General features: G+C 56.7%; 17 protein-coding genes, 1 tRNA gene and 1 pseudogene. 8 read left to right on the top strand and 11 right to left on the bottom strand.

What is annotated here, in order from left to right; translation table 11 throughout:
• Window positions 1–2 precede the first annotated feature (2 nt).
• Window positions 3–626: a retron system putative HNH endonuclease gene (locus PVA19_RS09060; protein ID WP_274102126.1), complete on the top strand. Its 624-nt coding sequence runs from the start codon at window positions 3–5 to the stop codon at window positions 624–626.
• Entirely contained in the window at window positions 623–3,682 is a 3,060-nt protein-coding gene (locus PVA19_RS09055; RefSeq protein WP_274102125.1) for a type I restriction endonuclease subunit R, read from the top strand. The genes PVA19_RS09060 and PVA19_RS09055 overlap by 4 nt, the downstream gene beginning before the upstream one ends.
• 78 nt (window positions 3,683–3,760) lie before the next feature.
• Here the strand turns inward: PVA19_RS09055 and PVA19_RS09050 are convergent, their stop codons facing one another.
• The 4 genes from PVA19_RS09050 to PVA19_RS09035 all read right to left on the bottom strand — a co-directional run bounded on the left by PVA19_RS09050 (window position 3,761) and on the right by PVA19_RS09035 (window position 6,219).
• Window positions 3,761–4,039: a helix-turn-helix domain-containing protein gene (locus PVA19_RS09050; RefSeq protein ID WP_274102124.1), complete on the bottom strand. Its 279-nt coding sequence runs from the start codon at window positions 4,037–4,039 to the stop codon at window positions 3,761–3,763.
• A 17-nt stretch (window positions 4,040–4,056) separates the two neighbouring features.
• Window positions 4,057–5,379, bottom strand: coding sequence for a type II toxin-antitoxin system HipA family toxin (locus tag PVA19_RS09045; RefSeq protein ID WP_274102123.1), 1,323 nt, complete (start codon window positions 5,377–5,379; stop codon window positions 4,057–4,059).
• 79 nt (window positions 5,380–5,458) lie between these two features.
• Entirely contained in the window at window positions 5,459–5,812 is a 354-nt protein-coding gene (locus tag PVA19_RS09040; RefSeq protein ID WP_274102122.1) for a hypothetical protein, read from the bottom strand.
• Window positions 5,809–6,219 (bottom strand): helix-turn-helix domain-containing protein, encoded by a 411-nt coding sequence (locus PVA19_RS09035; protein WP_036585387.1) that lies wholly within the window; start codon window positions 6,217–6,219, stop codon window positions 5,809–5,811. Before PVA19_RS09035 ends, PVA19_RS09040 begins: the two co-directional genes overlap by 4 nt.
• Before the next feature lie 95 nt (window positions 6,220–6,314).
• Here PVA19_RS09035 and PVA19_RS09030 point away from each other — a divergent pair, with 95 nt between their 5' ends.
• The 4 genes and pseudogenes from PVA19_RS09030 to PVA19_RS22400 form a co-directional block, all read left to right on the top strand.
• Complete coding sequence (locus PVA19_RS09030; protein WP_274102121.1) at window positions 6,315–6,533, top strand: helix-turn-helix domain-containing protein; 219 nt, start codon at window positions 6,315–6,317, stop codon at window positions 6,531–6,533.
• A gap of 10 nt (window positions 6,534–6,543) precedes the next feature.
• Window positions 6,544–6,810, top strand: coding sequence for a helix-turn-helix transcriptional regulator (locus PVA19_RS09025; RefSeq protein WP_274102120.1), 267 nt, complete (start codon window positions 6,544–6,546; stop codon window positions 6,808–6,810).
• Complete coding sequence (locus PVA19_RS09020) at window positions 6,776–7,258, top strand: hypothetical protein (RefSeq protein ID WP_274102119.1); 483 nt, start codon at window positions 6,776–6,778, stop codon at window positions 7,256–7,258. The genes PVA19_RS09025 and PVA19_RS09020 overlap by 35 nt, the downstream gene beginning before the upstream one ends.
• 144 nt (window positions 7,259–7,402) lie before the next feature.
• Window positions 7,403–7,753 (top strand): annotated as a pseudogene (locus PVA19_RS22400) (tyrosine-type recombinase/integrase); the annotation flags it as partial.
• A gap of 200 nt (window positions 7,754–7,953) precedes the next feature.
• Here PVA19_RS22400 and PVA19_RS09010 read toward each other — a convergent pair.
• A tRNA-Ile gene (locus tag PVA19_RS09010) sits at window positions 7,954–8,029 on the bottom strand.
• Between the two features lie 180 nt (window positions 8,030–8,209).
• Here PVA19_RS09010 and PVA19_RS09005 point away from each other — a divergent pair.
• A complete protein-coding gene (locus PVA19_RS09005; protein WP_274102117.1) occupies window positions 8,210–8,944 on the top strand; it encodes an SIMPL domain-containing protein in 735 nt (244 codons plus the stop codon).
• 125 nt (window positions 8,945–9,069) lie between these two features.
• Here the strand turns inward: PVA19_RS09005 and PVA19_RS09000 are convergent, their stop codons facing one another.
• Complete coding sequence (locus PVA19_RS09000) at window positions 9,070–9,414, bottom strand: hypothetical protein (RefSeq protein WP_062426460.1); 345 nt, start codon at window positions 9,412–9,414, stop codon at window positions 9,070–9,072.
• Between the two features lie 128 nt (window positions 9,415–9,542).
• Window positions 9,543–9,965 (bottom strand): secondary thiamine-phosphate synthase enzyme YjbQ, encoded by a 423-nt coding sequence (locus tag PVA19_RS08995; RefSeq protein WP_274102116.1) that lies wholly within the window; start codon window positions 9,963–9,965, stop codon window positions 9,543–9,545.
• A gap of 298 nt (window positions 9,966–10,263) precedes the next feature.
• Here PVA19_RS08995 and PVA19_RS08990 point away from each other — a divergent pair, with 298 nt between their 5' ends.
• Window positions 10,264–12,816 (top strand): HWE histidine kinase domain-containing protein, encoded by a 2,553-nt coding sequence (locus tag PVA19_RS08990; protein ID WP_274102115.1) that lies wholly within the window; start codon window positions 10,264–10,266, stop codon window positions 12,814–12,816.
• A 205-nt stretch (window positions 12,817–13,021) separates the two neighbouring features.
• Here PVA19_RS08990 and PVA19_RS08985 read toward each other — a convergent pair whose 3' ends face one another.
• From PVA19_RS08985 to PVA19_RS08970, 4 genes are all read right to left on the bottom strand, one after another.
• Window positions 13,022–13,999: a DUF930 domain-containing protein gene (locus PVA19_RS08985; protein ID WP_274102114.1), complete on the bottom strand. Its 978-nt coding sequence runs from the start codon at window positions 13,997–13,999 to the stop codon at window positions 13,022–13,024.
• Between the two features lie 139 nt (window positions 14,000–14,138).
• Window positions 14,139–16,193: an RNA polymerase sigma factor RpoD gene (rpoD, locus tag PVA19_RS08980; RefSeq protein WP_111846872.1), complete on the bottom strand. Its 2,055-nt coding sequence runs from the start codon at window positions 16,191–16,193 to the stop codon at window positions 14,139–14,141.
• A 494-nt stretch (window positions 16,194–16,687) separates the two neighbouring features.
• Entirely contained in the window at window positions 16,688–18,673 is a 1,986-nt protein-coding gene (gene dnaG / locus PVA19_RS08975; protein WP_274102113.1) for a DNA primase, read from the bottom strand.
• Window positions 18,674–19,072: 399 nt separating this feature from the next.
• A complete protein-coding gene (locus tag PVA19_RS08970; protein ID WP_062440409.1) occupies window positions 19,073–19,525 on the bottom strand; it encodes a GatB/YqeY domain-containing protein in 453 nt (150 codons plus the stop codon).
• Window positions 19,526–19,811 lie beyond the last annotated feature (286 nt).

Below are 19,811 nucleotides of genomic sequence, written 5' to 3'. Positions count from 1 at the left end.
GAATGATCACTAAGGGTACCGAGCCGAATAGTCTTACGCAGCATCGGTTACAGGCACACAGCGACTACAACAATTATGCGTATAAAGATGACCTTCGGGCCTCGCTCATCGCAGAACAGAAAGGATTGTGCAGCTATTGTATGAGCCGATTGCATAATGATCCGTTGAAGATGAAGATTGAGCACTGGCAGTGCCAAGACGCATATCCGAACCTCCAACTAACCTATGGAAATCTCCTCGGCGCATGCCTTGGTGGTGAGAAAAAATCTCCTGCGGAACAACATTGCGATACCAAAAAGGGCAATCGCAACCTGAAGTGGAATCCCGCAACAAAATCTCACGCTATTGAAGCCAGGGTGCGCTATCTTGTCGACGGAACAATTCAAAGTCCTGATGAGGAGTTCAATGTTCAACTAAACGATGTTTTAGGCCTGAACTTGCATCATTTAAAAAACAACCGCAAGGCGGCGTTGGATTCGGTTTTGCAGTGGTGGCATTCCACCCGAGATGCTCGACAAAAAGTTCAAGATCAGATTGACCACCGCGTGAACGCGGCTGAGCACCAGCCATTTAGTCCTGTGGCAATATGGTTCCTACGACAGAAACTCGGAGGCGCGGCGGCATGAACATTGCCCGACATTCGGAAGCTGCTTTTGAGTCGGTCATTGAGACAACGATGCTTGCCGATGGTTATGTGTCAGAGCCGGCAGTGGGGTTCGACCGCGAGCGGGCGCTGTTTCCGGAGGCTGTGCTCGACTTCATCCGCGCCACACAGGCTAAGGAGTGGAAGGCACTGGAAGCGTTGCACGGGGACAGGACGGGCGCGCAGGTCCTCACCGACTTGACTAAGTGGATGGATCGGGAAGGCTCGCTCGCCACCCTGCGCCACGGCTTCAAGTGCTACGGCAAGACGCTCCGCGTCGCCTTCTTCAAGGCCGCGCATGGCCTAAACCCTGAGCTTGAAGCCCGTTACGCGGCAAACCGTGTTGGCCTCACCCGGCAGCTTTTCTACTCAAAAGTTTCAACGAACTCGATCGATGTAGCCATTAGCCTGAATGGTATTCCCATCGCCTCGGTGGAGTTGAAGAATGCCATGACTGGGCAGACTGTAGAACGAGCATTGCATCAATATCGGAATGATCGAGACGCGCGCGAACCTATCTTTGAATTCAAGCGGCGTATGCTGGTCCACTTTGCTGCCGACACCGATACCGTGTTCATGACCACCCGCCTTGCTGGATCAGCTACACACTTCCTGCCTTTCAATAAGGGCAACAATGGTGGCGCGGGTAATGCGCCCGATCCGAAGGGGCGCAGCTATCGCACGGCATATCTCTGGGAAGAGGTGTTGCAGCGAGATAGCCTGCTCGATCTGCTAGCGCGGTTCATCCATCTACAAGTGGAGGAAAAGCGAGACGATCAGGGCCGAAAGGTCAAGAAGGAGACGATGATCTTTCCGCGCTACCACCAGCTTGAAGCGGTACGCTCGTTGGTGGAACAGGCGCAACTTGAAGGCGTCGGACATAATTATCTGATTGAGCACTCAGCCGGCAGCGGCAAAAGCAACACCATTAGCTGGCTCACGCACCGGCTAGCTTCGCTGCATGACGACAAGAATAACCGAGTTTTTGACAGCGTCATTGTGATCACCGACCGCGTGGTGCTGGACAAGCAGTTGCAAGACACGATCTACCAGTTCGAGCACAAGCATGGTGTCGTGCAGAAGATCGACGAGAGTTCGCGCCAGCTTGCCGAGGCGCTGGAAAGCGCTGTGCCGATCATCATCACAACGTTGCAGAAGTTTCCATTCGTCTCGCGCCAGCTCGCGAAGATAGCGGAAGAGCGCGGCGAAGCCGATGGCGGCACGCTGAAGTCTCGGCACTGCGCCGTGATCATCGACGAGGCGCACAGTTCGCAGGGCGGTGAAACGGCGACCGATTTAAAGGAGGTACTCGGCGGCCAAGGTCTCCGCGAGGAAGCTGCGAAGTACATGGCTGAAAACGACGAAGTGGATGTCGAAGAGCTGTATCGATCGATGGCGAAGCGCGGACGACAGGCAAATTTGAGCTTCTTCGCCTTTACCGCTACACCAAAGCACAAGACATTCAAGGTGTTCGGACGCAACGATAAATCCGCGCACCGCTACACGATGCGACAGGCTATCGAGGAAGGTTTCATTCTCGACGTTTTAAAACATTACACGACCTACGCCACCTATTTCCAGCTTCTAAAGGCAAGCGAGGATGATCCGAACGTCGAGCGGAAAAAGGCGGCCCGTGCGCTGGCGCGCTTCCTGAAACTGCATCCTCACAATATCAGTCAGAAGACTGAGGTTATGATCGAGCACTTCCATGCGGCCACTCAACACAAGATCGGTGGCCGAGCCAAGGCGATGGTTATCACCGGCTCTCGCCTCGAAGCTGTCCGCTACAAGCAGAGCTTCGATCGCTACATCAAGGAGAAGGGCTACTCCATAAAGTCGCTGGTTGCCTTCTCCGGAGTCGTCACGGACGACAAATTGAAGGATGTTAACTACACCGAGGAAAGATTGAATTTCGGCGTCCGTGAAAAGGAACTGCCGGAAGTCTTCGCCACCCAGGAATATCAGGTGCTGCTCGTTGCCGAGAAGTATCAGACGGGCTTCGATCAACCCTTGTTGCACACGATGTATGTCGACCGGCGACTGGCCGGCATCCAGGCGGTGCAAACGCTGTCCCGCCTCAACCGCATTCACCCGCTGAAGGAAGACACATTCGTTCTTGATTTCGTCAATGAGAGGGATGAAATTCGCCAGGCCTTCAAGACCTATTATGAAGGCGCGGAAGTTGGTGAGGACGTCGACCCTGCTCGAATGTACGAGATCAAGAGCGAACTTGATGCCGTTGGCATCTATGTTAATGCCGACCTTGAACGCTTCAGCGCCGTGTATTTCGAGCCTCGTCAGCGCCAGAGCCCGAACGATCACCAGTTGATGAATGCCGCGCTCGATTCTCCAGCATCCCGTTTCAAAGAGCTCCAAGATGAGAAGCCAGAGGAGGCTGAGCTATGGCGAGGAAAGCTGTCGGCCTTCTGCAGCCTCTATGGTTTCCTCAGCCAGATTATTCCTTATCAGGATACGGACCTGGAAAGACTGTATGTGTTCCTGCGTCACCTCGCAACGAAACTACCAAAGCGGGGGGCGGGCCCCTCCTATCAATTCGATGACGAAGTGAGGCTGGAATATTATCGGCTTCAAAAGATTAGTGAGGGCTCAATCAGCTTTAGCGATGGCCAGGCTAATCGGCTCGAGGGGCCATCCGAAGTCGGCAGTGGAATACTGCGGGAAGAGGCTGTTCCCCTGTCTCGCCTTATCGACGTTGTGAATGAAAGATTTGGCACTGATTTCAACCAAGCTGATCAGTTCTTTTTCGATCAATTGGTTGAGGTTGCGGTTTCAGATGCTGCTTTGAAGCAAGCCGCGGCGGTGAACCCAGCCGACAAATTCGAGCTTGTATTCAAGAACTTGCTTGAAGCCCTTTTCGTGGAGCGCATGGATCAAAACGAGGAGATTTTTGCCCGGTTTGTGAATGATAAATCGTTCCAGAAGGTTGTGACCGGCTGGCTGTCCTCTGAAGCGTATCGGAAGCTTCGACTTGCAGATGCAATGGGATTGGGCGGCGAGCTGCAGGATGCCAAGACCTAGTTTACAGTGTGCATTTTTAGGTTCCCTTTGCTGATGTGCCGGGACCGCCTGCCTGGCGTGCTCGCAAGGGTGATCACTTCAACCGCCTTTGGGTACAAAACCCACTCCAAAACCGAACAGTCGCCCAATCTTCTCCAACGTCTCCAATGTTGGATTTCCCGCACCCGCTTCAATCTCCGCAACTTGGCGCCTAGTAAGCGACAGGGTCTTGGCAAACTCTTCCTGCGTCATGCCGAACCCTTTGCGGATTTCGACAACCGCTTCAGGTAGCCGTAAGTCTCCGTTTCGCGCACGCTCCGCAAGTGTTCGCCGGTTTTCAAGTATCTCCTCTTTCGCCGGCTTCTTCCATCGAGCCATTTAGCGGTCCTTTGCCATCATTGACACGCGGCCAGAACGCTGTCCGCTATCGCGATACAGCGCCCCATTGCACGATCCAGAATGTCCGGAGACGCGCCCAAATCTTTCGCAATGATTGGTGCCTGACGCAGGTGTTCGGCAAACATGGCAAGCGTAGCTGCGAGCGCACTGTGCTCAGCAGGATCAGGCATCAGTTCGGCGCAAATCCGCGTCCAATCGGGAAGATGATCCCGACCGCCGTCACGCATCATGGCCCAGCGGGTGGAGCGAACGATTCCCTCCTTGGCTAGCCGCATTGGAGCGAAATCAAACAGCGGGGACAGGCGGATCGTGCCGTCCTGGTGCTTGCTGAGAGCGGAATTCCGGCCGTGATTGTCGGGATTGCCGAGGGCTAGGTTGGCTATGTCGCGCTTCAGGTATTCCACAATGTCCGCGAAGGGATCGGCCGAATATCGGCGTAGAACGTCGATATAGGCCTCATGCGTGCCGACATGGCCGAAATCGGCAACGCCGATCGCGGACACCAGGCTTTCCTGCCCCAGTCGGACGGTTCCGCCGCCTTCTCTCTTCTTCCGGTCGAAACGGGGAATGATAAGGACGCCTTCGGCATAGGTCGAAGGTTCGCTGACATTCAGACCGATCTCTTGCGCGATCCGCGAATAGAGGGCTTCTCCTTCGAGGATAAGGCGATCCACAGGCTCGTTGCTGCGGACCAGCTTGACAATGACGTGGCGCATGGCCTCATCATCGGCCACGAAGCTGTCGGGATAGTAGAGCCCATCCTTCGCCTGAGTCATAGAGACCTTCGGCCATTCGCCTTGCAAGCCGCTTGAGCCGGAGGCCAGCATTCCGAAGCGATCGGCGACTTCCATAAAGCGATCCGACCGCTCAAGGATTTCCGCCTCTGTCACACCTTGGCGCTCGACACCGCACAGCCGTTCAGCTTCGGCGTCCGCCGCTTCTTTGATGCGGATATTGCCGATGCCGCCTGTCGCCGATCGGAGAAGCAGTGGCAGATCAGAAGCGCGCGAGCCTTCTGTAAGACCGAGGTGCTCGGCTAGCTTTCGCCGTGCATGCCCCTGAGGCATAAGATCCAAGAGGAAGGGCGGCCAGCTGCGGCTATATCGATTTTCGAGATCGACGGGATAGCGGACGGATAAGGCGCGATGATCACGAACCGTTTTTCCAGCAGAGAACTCCGCCGATGCCACGGTGACGAAATAGTCGAGATCGTAATCGACGATCGACGCGCCCTGGAAGCCGGCCGCGTCGTCCTTGAGTTCCAATGTCGCAGCGTGATGCCACTCACCGTCAAAATGGGTTTGGAGCGTTAAGCGCATTAATTGACCCCTTTCAATGGTTCAAATAATGCGTTTTTTAAAATTATTCAACCCATCAAAGTGGGTTGAATAATTGCCTTCAGAACTGCCAGCTACCGAAGCGGTCATCAAAGCTTCTGATACGGCTGACCATCTTCCGGCCACGCAGCGCATTGCCACACGCGAACAGAATGAGCGACAGGCTCAGCACTGGTGTCAACCAAGCTTCGGAGCCGCTGTTTGCGTCGAACAAGATGAGCGAAACGGCTCCCATTGCAGCGAAGAAGACCATCCCGAAATCGTATTGCTTTGAAAGGCTTTTGAGTCGGACCGAGTGCTGAGTATAGCGCAACTGCCTTGCCAGCCTTCGTTTTTCGGATGCCAGTTGGTCGCGCTGGCGACAAAGGGCGTAGGCGCCCTGCATTATCTGCTCTTCGAAGCTCGATTTACTCATATCGCTGACCTCAAATATTTTTCTGCGATTTCCTCTGTGAATTCGCCGTGCTGTTCGGCGTAGTCGATCAGGAACCGGATGAGCTTCAAGCGCTTATCCGGTTCCACCTGACAGTTTTCCCTCGCGATGAAAGCGTTAACCGCCCCCGTCACCTGGTGATACAAGTCGACCTTGTCCCGATTGTAGGGGCTTCCTTCTCCCGTAAGCATCCAGGCGGGATTCACATTGAATTTTAAATGCAAAAGGCGGAGAAGCTTCGCGGGCATCTCGCGATTTCCGCGCTCGTAAGTGTTGTAAGCGCTTTGCGAGACCTCAAGCGCTTCGGCAAAGGGCACTTGCTTCAACCCGGAATCCTTTCGAATTTTCCCAAGCCTTTGCCCCATCGCCTCCATAAATCCGTCTTGCATCAAAATATCTCGAATGCGATAAAACTGTTGCGGTTAGTGCGATTATATGATTCGTTCTGTCTTGTGTCGAATTATCTCTATGGAGTTGGGCAGTTATGCATTCTCAGCTTTTATCACCCAAACAACTCGCAGATCGTTCCGGATGGCCGGTTGCTCGCATCCGGAACCTGATCGCCAAGCAGGAGATCCGTCATGTCCGGATCGGCGGTAGCCTGTTTCTGCCGGAAAACGCCGTGGATGAGTATCTTGCGGCGAATATGGTCGAGCCCAAGCAGAAGGCTTTGGCACTTGCTGACAACGCCTCCAAAGCGTGAGGAGCGGCACATGAAGCAGCAAGCTGAAGCGCTGGCCCCACGGCCCATTTACAAGGTTGCGGTTAGCCGCGTCCGTGCGGCGGAACTTCTCGACGTCTCGACGGGCACCTTTGAAGACTGGGTTCGCCGTGGCCTGATGCCGAAAGGTGTGAAGATCGGCGCGTTGCGCCGTTGGGATGCCGAGGAAATCCGGGCGTCTTGGTACGACATCAAAGAGCAGGGCTTGAGCGGAGACGAAGACGATGGCGAAAACCCGTTTGATTACGCGGTTGGGTAGCCAGCGCGTCCCCTTCAAATATTGCTCGCGGGATGTCGATCGGCACGGCAACGAGCGGTTTTATCTCCGCCTGCCAGGTATGCCGAAGTACCGGATGACGTCCGCCTATCTGGACGAGGCCGGCAGCGTCACCCAGGCATTTACCGAGGAATATCACCGTGTGCTCGCTGGCGATCGTGGTGAAAAGACGGTCCCGATTTCAAGACTGGAGCCCGGCTCGGTTCGCTGGCTAGTCGAGACCTATTATCGGTCCAAGGCATTTCAAAGCCAGTCTCCGGCCACGCAGAAAGACAAGAAGAGCGTTCTCAATCGCTATTGCGTCAATGTGGGCGAACTGCCGTTAAAGAAGATTCGCAAATCCGACATCGAAGCCAGCCAGATGAAGCGCAGCGGCACGCCCGGTGCGGCTGACAAGCTGGTGAAATATCTGAAGGCGCTTTTCAATTAGGCTATCAGCGCCGAACTGGCGACCTTCGACCCCGCGAACGGCGTCACCAAAATCCATAAGTCTCCCGGCTTCCACACATGGAGCGAAGCGGAGTTGGCGCGCTATCGTGCTGCTTATCCGCTCGGCTCCACAGCCCGGCTTGCAATGGAACTGATGCTGAATCTGGGCGTGAGGCGCTCCGATCTCGTCAAGCTCGGCTGGCGGAACCTGGTCGGCGACCGTATCGAATTCATGCCGGAGAAGGGCTCAGGCAAATATGCACAGTCCCTCAGCCTGCCTGTCACAGACGAGCTACGCGAGGCGCTGGACGCGATCACGCATGATCAGCCGACCTTCCTTGTTACCGAATACGGCAAGGCGTTCAGCGGGAACGGGTTCGGCAACAAGATGCGCCAGTGGTGCAATGACGCCGATTTGCCGGAATGCTCGTCGCACGGCCTGAGAAAGGCGTCCGCAACAATCCTCGCCGAGGCAGGCGCTACCGAACATCAGTTGATGGCGATCTTCGGCTGGTCTGATTCCAAGATGGCGCAGCACTACACGAAAGCCGCTCAATCCAAGCGCATAATTGATGCCGGTTTCGAACGCCGGAAGACCTATGTGGCCCGCAAAAATGTCCCACTCTCATCGAACCGGAATTCCGGTGAGACAAATCGAGGAAAAAACGATGGAAAAACAACGTCCGAAGACAGAAATGGTGGGCCCGGAGGGACTCGAACCCCCAACCAAGCGGTTATGAGCCGCCGGCTCTAACCATTGAGCTACAGGCCCTTCGATGCAAGACGCGTCGATGCGCAAGGCTGCAATGGTCCAGCCGGTGCGTGGGTCTCGCTCTAACGCAATTTTTCCGGTGCGACAAGCCGTTGAAAATCAGCGGACACAATCTATGCCGTAATAGTCTCATAATCTAAAGCCATAGGATGTAGAGGGACATCAACAGAGGACTTTTTCATGGTATCCAGACTGGCTCGTTCGATCGCTATTGGCTCCGTCACGCTTGCCGCGCTCGCGCCATTCGCAGCCGTTGCGCAAGACGCCAAGCCGCGCGAAGCGACGATTACGGTTTCGGGCGAAGGCAACGCCTCTACCGCTCCCGATATGGCCGTTCTTTCCTTCAGTGTCCTGAAGCAGGCGCAGACGGCCGCCGAGGCCTTGAGCGAAAACAACAAGGCGATGACGGAAGTTCTGGCAGCGTTGAAGAAGGCCGGCATTGCCGACCGCGATCTGCAGACTTCCAATTTTTCGGTGCAGCCCGTCTACAAGCAGTTCGAACCGAAGGATGGTGTCTATATTCCGCCGGAAATCACCGGATATCAGGTTACGAACGGGCTGACAGTGCGGGTGCGGGACCTGACCAAGCTCGGCGCGATTCTCGATACGTCGGTGAAGCTCGGCATCAACCAGGGTGGCGATATCGCCTTCACTAACGACAATCCGGAAGCGGTCTTCACCGATGCACGCAAGAAGGCGGTGGAGAACGCCGTTGCCAAGGCAAAGACGCTGGCCGAAGCCGCTGGTGTGAAGGTCGGACGCGTTCTTGAGATCAGCGAGAACAGCCCTCGGCCACTGCCGGTTCCCGCACCGATGATGCGCGCCACCATGCAAAAGGAAGACAGCGTGCCGATTGCCGCAGGCGAAAATACCTATGTCATCAACGTCAATGTGACATTCGCCATCGAGCAATAAATCAGAAAGGGCGCGCCTCCCAAGCGCGCCCTTCCCCAAGCTCGATGCTGAAATCGGCCAAAACAAAATTGCCCCCGCCATTCTCATGACGGGGGCATTGTTCTGATCGGATTAGCGATCAGGAATTAGCGGCGGATGACGGGGCAGCCACGAACATTGGCGAACACGACGCGGTCGCGGCCGTAGCGATCGAAGCCGGCGACAACGACGCGGCGCGGCGAAACATCGACAACGCGAGCGCGACGAATGCCCATGCGGCTTGCTTTCTCTTCTGCAAGCCAAGGCGAGCAGCGATCACGACCACGATCCGGACGGCCCCAACCCGGACCACCGTGGCCGCCATGGCGATAGCCATCCTGAACATACATGCCGTACCGGAAACCGTCGGCAGAGGCGCTGGTGGCTGTGGCGGAAACACCGCCAAGTGCGATAAGGGCTGCCAAACCTGCTTTTACAAAGTTGCCAATCATGGGTCTTGCTCCGTTTCTAAAAACCGTGGCCTGGCATTTGCGCCGGACCGATTGAGCAGACACTAATCAAGGGCTGCTGAACATGATCAGAACCGGCCATTCACCCATCGTTCAGGCAAGAGAAACTCTCAAACGGAAAGATGCAGCACCACGTTGCGCCGGTGCGGACGATCCCGATGCTCGAAAAGATAGATGCCCTGCCACGTGCCAAGCATCATCCGGCCCGCGGACACAGGAATGCCGATCGAGACCTGCGTCAGCGCCGCCTTGATGTGTGCCGGCATATCATCCGGTCCTTCCATCGTATGGACGACCCAGCGCATCGTCGGATCGCTGGACGGCGGCACGAGGCGCGAGAAGAATGTCTTGAGATCACGCTGCACATCCGGGTCGGCATTCTCCTGAATGATCAGCGAGCAGGAGGTGTGCCGCACGAACACCGTCAAAAGCCCCTCCTCCATCCCGGCATTCCTGACGAACGCGGCAGCTTCATCGGTAAACTCGTAAAGACCCTGTCCCCTAGTGCTCAGTTCAATCGTCTTTTGTGGCATAATTATTCTTTCCTATTGCTGGAACCAAAGTAAAAGCTGGCCGTTATTGCTCACTATGGGCAAAGTCGGTGCGTACTGGACGCACACCCCACGGACGAGACGATCTATGAATTGCCTTGCAAGCGCAGAAGAACTTGGAATATGCACTTTTGACGAAATGCAAGACAACGGCTCTGGGACCTTTGCACCCTCTCCTTTAGGGAGAGAGATAACAAGGGATTTCCACTGGCCCAACTCTTCCCTTCAAAGAGCGGCCCACCTGCAGTCCAGCATAACACTGCGCTTGGAACACTGACCCATGATGCCTTTAGACGAGAAGGTCGATCTCACAAACTGCGATAGAGAACCGATTCACATTCCAGGCAGCATTCAGCCGCATGGATGTTTGATCGTGTGCGATAACGCAATGCGCACCGTCCTTCGCTATTCAGAGAACTGCGAGGCCTTTCTTGGCATTGCAGGCGACCTAACCGGGCGCCAGACCGAAGAGATCTTCGGCAATACGGCCGTGCACGATCTGCGCAATGCCTTGACGGTGACGGCAAACAGCAACCGCGCCGCCCTTCTGCCCAATGTTCGCATGGGCAATGGCAGAGCCTATGATGTTGCAATCCATCGCTATAAGTCCGTCACGATCATCGAGCTGGAAACGGCGACCGATGAGGCGCAGCCTCTTCACACGGCCCAGTTGATGATCGATCGCATTCGCGAAGCCGACAATGTCGACAGTCTGATTTCCCGTACATCCCGTCTGATCAAGGCAATGCTCGGCTATGACCGGGTGATGATCTACCGCTTCGAGCAGGATGGCGCCGGCAAGGTCATATCGGAAGCAAAGCAGCCCGCGCTCGAGAGCTTCCTCGGCCAGTACTTTCCGGCAAGCGACATTCCCCAGCAGGCGCGCGCGCTGTATCTCAAGAACACGCTGCGCATCATTTCCAACACAGAGGGTGAAACGGTCCCAGTCATCCCGCGTCTCGACGCATCCGGAGAGCATCTGGATCTTTCCTACGCCCATCTGCGCAGCGTCTCGCCCATTCACCTGGAATATCTTCGCAATATGGGTGTGTCGGCCTCCATGTCGATCTCCATCATTGTCGAGGGGGAACTGTGGGGGCTGATTGCCTGTCACCATTATTCTCCGCGGATCCTGCCCATGCCGGTGCGCATTGCGGCGGAAATGTTCGGCGAGTTTTTTTCCCTCCACCTGCAGGCACTCAAGCAGCAGAAAAAGCTGATGACCGCGCAGGACGCGCACGCAGCACTTGATCGATTCCTGCGTCTTGCCACCCACCAGACGAATATCGAAGAGCTGCTGGCGGACAACCTGCATGACTTCAAAACACTGATGCCCTGCGATGGCGTCGGTCTGTTGATGAACGACAATTGGTATAGCGTCGGCAGCACGCCGCCGGACACCGCCATTCCGCACATCGGCAGGCTTCTGCACTCCGTGGCAGAGGGCAAGGTGTGGGCAACCCATGCGCTCTTCAACCACTTGCCCGAGGCCGAGGAGTATAGCGGCGTGACGGCGGGCCTGATGGCCGTTTCGCTCTCGCAGGTGAAGAACGATTATCTCCTGTTCTTTCGCAAGGAGTTGATCCAGACGCTGAACTGGGGTGGCAATCCAGAAAAATCCTATCAGACAGGCCCTATGGGTGACCGTCTGACACCGCGCAAGAGCTTCGCCATCTGGAAGGAAACCGTTCACAAACAGGCCCAGCCCTGGACGGACGAAGACCGGCAGATTGCGGAAGCGGCGCGCGTTGCGCTGGTGGAGGTGGCATTCCGCCATAGCGAGTTGATGGCGGACGAGAGAGCGCAGGCAGAAGTACGCCAACGCATGCTGAACGAAGAGCTGAACCACCGCGTCAAGAACGTGCTGGCCATTATCAAATCCCTGGTGGGCAACCCCACCCAGGAAGGCCGCACCCTGCAGGAATATGTGACGGCGCTCAAGGGACGCATCCAGGCGCTCTCCTTCGCCCATGATCAGGTGGTGCGCGGCGAAGGTGGTGGCATGTTGAAGGATCTGCTGGAGGCAGAGCTTTCTCCTCATCGCTCGCCGGAAACCGTGATTACGCTAGATGGACCGGCCGTGGTGCTGGATTCGCGCGCCTTTTCAGTGATGGCACTCGTCCTGCATGAACTGGCCACCAATGCCGCCAAATACGGCGCGCTTGCCCATGCCGGCGGGGAGTTGTCTGTTTCTTGGCGCCTCAACGAGCGGCGTGACGTCGTGCTCGATTGGCAGGAAAAGGCCCGCACCAGAATAACGCCGCCAGCAAAAACCGGCTTCGGAACGGCACTCATCAGCCGCAGCGTTCCCTATGACCTCGGTGGCAAAAGCCGCATCGACTATCTGCCCCATGGCTTGGAAGCACAAATTCTCATCCCCGCGCGCCATGCCTCGGTCAGTGTCGTGGAGACGACCAACGACACGCAGATCGGCGGAAAAGTCGATTTCGCATCCTATTCCCCGGAGGAAAAGTTGAACGTATTTCTCGTTGAAGATCAGATGCTGATCGCCATGGACGTGGAGTACATGCTGGAACAGCATGGCATTACCGACATCGAAACCGCGACATCTTCCGCAATGGCGCTGGAAAAGCTGAAGACGGCCAAGCCGGACATAGCCATTCTCGACATCAATCTCGGCAGCGATACCTCAATCCCGGTGGCCTACGAGTTGCTGAGACGCGAAATCCCCTTCATGTTCGCCACCGGCTACGCCGACGGCATCATGGTACCGGGCGAACTGGCGCATGTGCCGATCATCCGCAAGCCCTATGACGAGGATTCCTTGCTGTCGTCTATCGGCAAGCTCATTGGCAAAAAGGTCGACGCGTAAAACGCCGAGCGGCGTCTAGAGTGCCGTGCGTCCTATTGGACGAACGAAGGACGCGCCCCACTGTTAAAATCTGCGTATCGCACTTTTCCGGAAATCGATGCCGATTTTCGGGCCGTGCTATAGGGCACTTTTAGGGTGGTATTCTCGCTTCAAGTCCCATTCACAGGGGTCGCTGACGATCTTCCGACCAGTACTCTGCACGCTATCAACCCTCTGGAAGCTTGAGGCGCTTGACGTCTTCTGGTGCAAACTGGCCACCGATGTGAAAACGGAAATCCGTTACAATGTATTTGTCGATGTCCACTTCGCACCGGTAGTCGACAGCGAACCATGTATTGTTGCCGACATTGAACGCACCCTTGGCGTTCATGAGGTTGCCAGCGATTGGATAGTCTTTGCCCGTATGCGGCTGCAATCCGATGAAACTACCCTTGTTTACTCTGATTTGAGCCATCGTCTCCGCAATACATAGTTGCGCGACGCGCTCTTGCGGAGGCAACTTCCCCATGATTTGTCTAAGCATCGGTTTCGGGCGCTTACCGCTTGCCAGTATCTTTTTTGCGGGCTTCAGCTCTGGATTACCCTCACCGGAGGCCGGGGCATCCGCTTGCGAGGGCTTGAGTTCTTTCGGATCTGGCCTTGGCACAGGCACCACAGTGGCAATCTGATCCTGAACAGGCGGGTTCTGAGAGGCCGCGATCTCACCATTTGCGGCATTGGCAGGGATTGCAGAAGCTTCGGAAGACACTGGCGTTGATGGTGAAGGTGCGACCGGAGTTGCCGGCGGCTCCTGCTTGGCAACCATCTCGTCTTTCTGCGCTTCTGGAACCGCTCCTTGACCCGGCTGTCTCTGTTCCTGCCCGCCTTGGTCCGTTTGTTCCCCTGGCTCATCACGCGCATCAAGCTGCGTCTTGTCGGGACGAATGGCAACGCTGGGAAGGCTGGCCGCGCGCTGATTATCCGGCGGCGGCGGCGGTGGTTCCGGCTTCTTCGCTTCTTCCGCCTTCTTCTCCTCTGATGGCGGTGGCGGCTCCTCCTTCGGAGGGTCCACCAGTTCCACGCTCACGCTCTCCGGCTCAACGGGCATAGAAGCCTCATAGTCGCCGTAGAAATACAGTGCCCCGATGAGCACAACATGCAGCAGCACAGACGCTGGGATGATCCAGTTTCTTGGTCGCCGCATGTTCTGTTTCAGGGGTGTTTCCATAAGCGTTGACATCTCAAGCGACCGAAAATCGGCCCCGGCGTGAAAACTTTGACCGCATGAAAGCAAAAAACCCGGCCATCGTCTGACCGGGTTTTAAATCTTGTGCGACTGCCGATCAGCTGTCGAGGAACGAGCGCAGCTTGCGCGAGCGGCTCGGGTGCTTCAGCTTGCGCAGTGCCTTCGCCTCGATCTGGCGGATACGTTCGCGCGTGACCGAGAACTGCTGGCCGACTTCTTCCAGCGTGTGGTCGGTGTTCATGCCGATACCGAAGCGCATGCGCAGCACACGCTCTTCGCGTGGCGTTAGCGATGCGAGAACGCGGGTCGTGGTTTCGCGAAGGTTCGCCTGGATGGCGGCGTCGATCGGCAGAAGCGCGTTCTTGTCCTCGATGAAGTCACCGAGATGCGAATCTTCTTCGTCACCCACGGGCGTCTCAAGCGAGATCGGCTCCTTGGCGATCTTCAGAACCTTGCGGACCTTTTCGAGCGGCATCGCCAGCTTTTCAGCCAGTTCTTCCGGTGTCGGTTCGCGACCGATTTCGTGCAGCATCTGGCGAGATGTCCGAACGATCTTGTTGATCGTTTCGATCATGTGCACCGGAATACGGATCGTGCGTGCCTGGTCGGCAATCGAGCGGGTGATCGCCTGACGAATCCACCATGTGGCGTAGGTCGAGAACTTGTAGCCGCGACGATATTCGAACTTGTCGACCGCCTTCATCAGGCCGATATTGCCTTCCTGAATGAGATCGAGGAACTGCAGGCCACGGTTCGTGTACTTCTTGGCAATCGAGATCACCAGACGAAGGTTGGCTTCCACCATTTCCTTCTTGGCGATGCGTGCCTCGCGCTCACCCTTCTGCACCATCGAAACGATGCGACGGAATTCAGCGATCGAGATACCCGTTTCCTGCGCCAGGTTTTGAATTTCCTGACGAATGTCGCGGATCGTGTTGTTCTCTTCGCGCGCGAATTCCTTCCAGCCCTTGGCTGCAAGGTTGGCGATCGACTTCATCCAGTTCGGATCGAGCTCCGCACCATGATACTGCTCGAGGAAGCTGTCGCGCTTCACGCCGTAGGATTCGGCAAGACGCAACAGGCGGCCTTCGTTCTGCATCAGGCGCTTGGAAATGTCGTAGAGCTGCTCGACAAGGCTGTCGATACGGTTCTGGTTCAGCGACAGCGACTTCACCGCCGTGATCAGCTGATCCTTCAGTTCCTTGTAGCGGCGCTCCTGGCCGGTGGACAGCGTACCCGTGCAGGCAAGACGCGCCTCGACCTGCTGATCCTGAAGCTTGCGCAGCTTCTTGTAGGTATCGGCAATCGTGTCCAGCGTTTCCATGACCTGCGGACGCAGTTCCGCTTCCATGGCGGCAAGAGACAGGTTCGACTCGTCGTCGTCCTCTTCTTCCTCTTCCGGTGGCAGGCCTTCGCCGCCGACATTGGTCACGTCGTCATCGCCACCCGGGTTACGGGCGCGGCGGGTCTTTTCCTTTTCTTCGGCAGCCTTGCGGTCGGCCTCGATCTTTTCGGGGCTCTGGAACTGCGGTGCAGCCTTGGCTTCGGGACCGGAATAGGTGGTTTCGAGATCGATGATCTCGCGCAGCAGCGTCGTGCCTTCGTTGAGTTCGTCGCGCCAGATGATCAGCGCCTGGAAGGTCAGCGGGCTTTCGCAGAGGCCCGAGATCATCGTCTCGCGGCCGGCCTCGATGCGCTTGGCGATCGCAATTTCGCCTTCGCGCGACAGAAGCTCCACCGAGCCCATTTCGCGCAGATACATGCGCACCGGGTCGTCGGTGCGGTCGGTCGGCTCTTTCTTCTTGGCGGCCGCAAGTGCCGTGCCGCTCGAAGGCGCAAGTTCGCCACCTTCGGACTCGTCACTGTCGGAATCGTCGCTGTCAGCCTCGGGGGAAGCTTCCTCGGCGTCTTCGTCCTCGACCACGTTGATGCCCATTTCGCTGAGCATCGCCATGATGTCTTCGATGCGATCGGGATCGACCTGATCGGATGGCAGAACTTCGTTGAGTTCATCCATGGTGACATAGCCGCGCTTTTTGGCGGCCTTGATCATTTTCTTGACCGCGTCATCCGAAAGATCGAGAAGCGGCCCATCCGTCGCGCCATCGCGTTCGTTTTCAGCTTCTTCGTTTTCTTTGACTTTGGTTGCCATCTATCTCGTCGCTTTCCCTGACGCTCACATCCGCCTTGGGCCAACGCCGTCCACCTTGGAAAGGTTTCCGGCGACAGCCCCGAATCACGTCAAACACCTAACGGAATGATCTTTAACTGCCGATTAAACGCGGCACTTACCGGAGGAACCTTAAGACAGTGCATTCGGAAATACATGCTCATGCAGTTTCGATCCGCCAAGGTCCATTCCACCTTACTTTTCCTGAAATGGTGATTCCCGCTATTTCCCGTTACGTCAAGCCTTTCCGGCCAGACCTAGGGTTAAAAACCGAAAAAGCCGTCATAGCGGCAACATTTTGCGGGCCTTCACCAACTTATCCCCTATTTAGGGCAATAATTACAAAAGGCAAGCCTGAGCGCGTCGAAACAACGAATGCACGCTGCAGGAATGCGTCACGCGATTTTGCGGTAAGGACGGGCAACAACCCAAGACGCTAGCGCCTGAGCGACCGATCTCCACCATCGAAACACGCTTCACCCATGCCCGTAAGCGGGACCCTTCACCCTGCCCGACATCACACCGAAGCCGTCGATGATCGCCTCCTGGTTTTCCATCCGGCCGATTTCAAGCTGTACCTCGGAAAGAGCCCGCATCAGCAAAGTGACGCGTTCGCTATCTCCGGCCTCGATGGCCTCGGCAATTTCCCGTTCGAGATCGACCATCTGCCAGCGCAGAGCCTTGGTACGCTTGTGCAGCGATAGCGCCTGAATGTAACACTCGCGCGCATCCTCCGGTGCTGCCTGCTCAGTCGCGGTCCAAAGCCGTGCATTGCGCACCTGCTGGTTCATCGCCTTCACCATCGCGTCGAAACCATGTGCCTCCAACCGCTCCATCAGGCCAGTACGAGACAGCTCCGCCGCATTCTCCGCCGCATAGGTCAGCACCTGCGACCACAGCCGCTGAAGATCGCGGTTCTCGTAGTCGATGGCGGCGATCTCGTCATATTCCTCCAGCAGCAGCTGCGGATGATTGACGATGGTCAGTGCCAAAACGCTCTCGCGAAGCGCCGGCGCCGTCAGATAGCCTTTGACCAGACCGGATTGGCTCAGCCGATCCGAAATCCGCCCGCCACCGCCTGGAGAGGCTGCACCCTGCCCTCGTTGTCCATTCCTGCCATTGGGCTGCGCACCGCGACCAAAGTTGCGGTTCGGCATGTTGTTGCCGCCGCGCTGAAACTGCGGCTGGAAGAACGCATTCAGCCGGTCGCGCATATCCTGCTGGTAGAAGCGGCGCACGCTTTCGTCACCAATCACCGACACGATCTGGCGGAGCCGGTTTTCCAGCTCGGCGCGTTTTTCCGGCGTATCGAAAGCGGTCGAGCTCGTCTCACGGCTCCAGATCATCGCAGCCAGCGGCTTTGCCTCGGAGAGCACGCGGTCGAAAGGCGCCCTGCCCTCGTGGCGCACGAGATCGTCCGGGTCCTTGCCGTCGGGAAGCAGCGCGAAGCTGACCGAGCGTCCGGGCTTGATATAAGGTAGCGCCAGATCCGCCGCACGGTTGGCGGCGCGAATACCGGCGCCGTCACCATCGAAGCAGAGTACCGGCTGCGACGCCATCTTCCATAAAAGCTCAAGCTGGTTTTCGGTCAGCGCCGTACCAAGTGGCGCCACGACATTTTCGACGCCCGCCTGATAAAGCGCGATCACATCCATATAGCCTTCCACCGCAATCACCGTGCCGGCGGATTGCGTGGCGCGGCGCGCACGGGCGAAATTGTAAAGGACGCTGCCCTTGTGGAAGAGTTCGGTTTCGTTCGAATTCAGATATTTCGCCAGCGCATCTGCCGCCATGGCACGACCGCCAAAGGCGATGACCTTTTCGCGCGACGACAGGATCGGAAACATGATGCGGTCGCGAAAACGGTCATAGGAGACCGGCACGTTCTCATGCACGACAAGGCCACAGGCCTCCATCTGCTCCTTGGAGATCCCCTTGGCCGCAAGATGCTCTTTCAGCGCATTGCGGCTTTCCGGCGCATAGCCCAGGCGGAAGGTCTCAATGGTGCGTCCGGTCAAGCCACGATCGCGCAGATAGGCACGCGCTCTCGCCCCTGCCGACGTCTGCAACTGATCCTGGAAAAACAGAGTCGCCATTTCCATGACGCCCTCAAGCGAGGTCCGCTCGCGCTCGCGCCGCTCAGCCTGCACACTCGGCTGTGGCAGGGCAACACCCGCCATGTCAGCAATCTGCTGCACAGCTTCTGAAAAGGTCAGACCGTCGAGGTCTGTCAGAAACCGAAAATGATTACCGGAAGCCCCGCAACCGAAACAATGGTAACGCCCCTTGCGATCCTCGCAGTGGAAGCTCGGGCTCTTTTCGCCATGGAAGGGGCAGCAGGCCCAATAGTCGCCCTTCGAAGCGTTGCTCTTCTTCCTGTCCCACGTCACGCGTTTGCCGATGACATCGGAGATGTTCACCCGGTCGCATATGTCTTCGAGGAAGGAGTCTGAAAAGCGCATTGTACCTGAAATCTCTGCCGGCCATCCGGCGATCTTCTATATAAGCCTGTCGGCTGCCAAATACCAAGCCTGACGCGTCCTCGTACACGTTATTCACAGTGTCCGTCATTGAACGCAAAGCAGGGGCTCTATCGAAACTTCGGGCGAAATTGCGGCAGAAACCAACCGCCCAAATTACCTATTTGTAATTTGAAGAGGAGCGGCACGCGTGGCAATCTCTATTCATCGACATGAGGTCGAGAGTGATGAGTACCATCGGAAGGCCCGGGCGAAATCCCCCCACCGCTCGCCCGATAAGAGGTCGCCAGTCCGCAGGCGCACCTTCCGATAAAAGAAAGGCAGGGCTCCCACATAGGCCCTGCCTTTCTTATTTTCATCGTCTTACAACGGTGGCTGGATTTACTTCAGCAAATCCTTGATCTGTCCCGATGCCTTGCCAAAATCGATACGGCCCGGATAGCGCTCCTTCAGAACAGCCATTACCTTGCCCATGTCCCGCAGGCCCGATGCGCCAGTTTCGGCAATCACACCTTCGATGATTCCACGAACCTCCGCTTCTGGAATTTCTTCCGGCATGAAGGACTTGATGATGGCGATTTCGTCACGCTCCTGCTTGGCAAGCTCTTCGCGTCCTGCCTTCTCATAGATGGAAGAGGATTCTTCGCGCTGCTTGATCATCTTGGCGAGAATCTGCAGGATTTCCTCATCCGAAACAGGCTCCTTGCCGACGCCGCGATTGGCGATATCGCGATCCTTGATCGCCGTCTGCACCAGACGGATCGTCGACAGGCGAAGGGCATCCTTGGCCTTCATGGCTTCTTTCAGGGCGCTTGCGAATGTATCGCGGATCATCTCAGTTTCTCCTTGGAAAGCCGGGCGTGAAGATATTTCCAGCCCAAAACTTTCCTTAACAATTGTGCGGGTGACATAAACGAGCAGGCGTCAATCGGCAAACCCTTTGCTCAAGTCTTTGAAGACGCTTGCTTTTAATTCCTGCGAATTCGCCGGCCCCGCGGTTGACCGCACGGACCGCTTCCGTTATTTTCCGGCACCTGCACGAGAATTTAACGAAGGTTACGACGCGAAGGCTTTCGCGCGTCCTTGCTCCGCGAGAAAACATGACCGCTTTCGTCCTGCC

Origin of the sequence: Agrobacterium sp. CNPSo 3708, assembly GCF_028674915.1 — a bacterium.
GTDB lineage: Bacteria > Pseudomonadota > Alphaproteobacteria > Rhizobiales > Rhizobiaceae > Agrobacterium > Agrobacterium cavarae.
The sequence above is the reverse complement of the archived record's forward strand: the minus strand, read 5'-3'. Positions and strand labels throughout refer to the sequence as shown.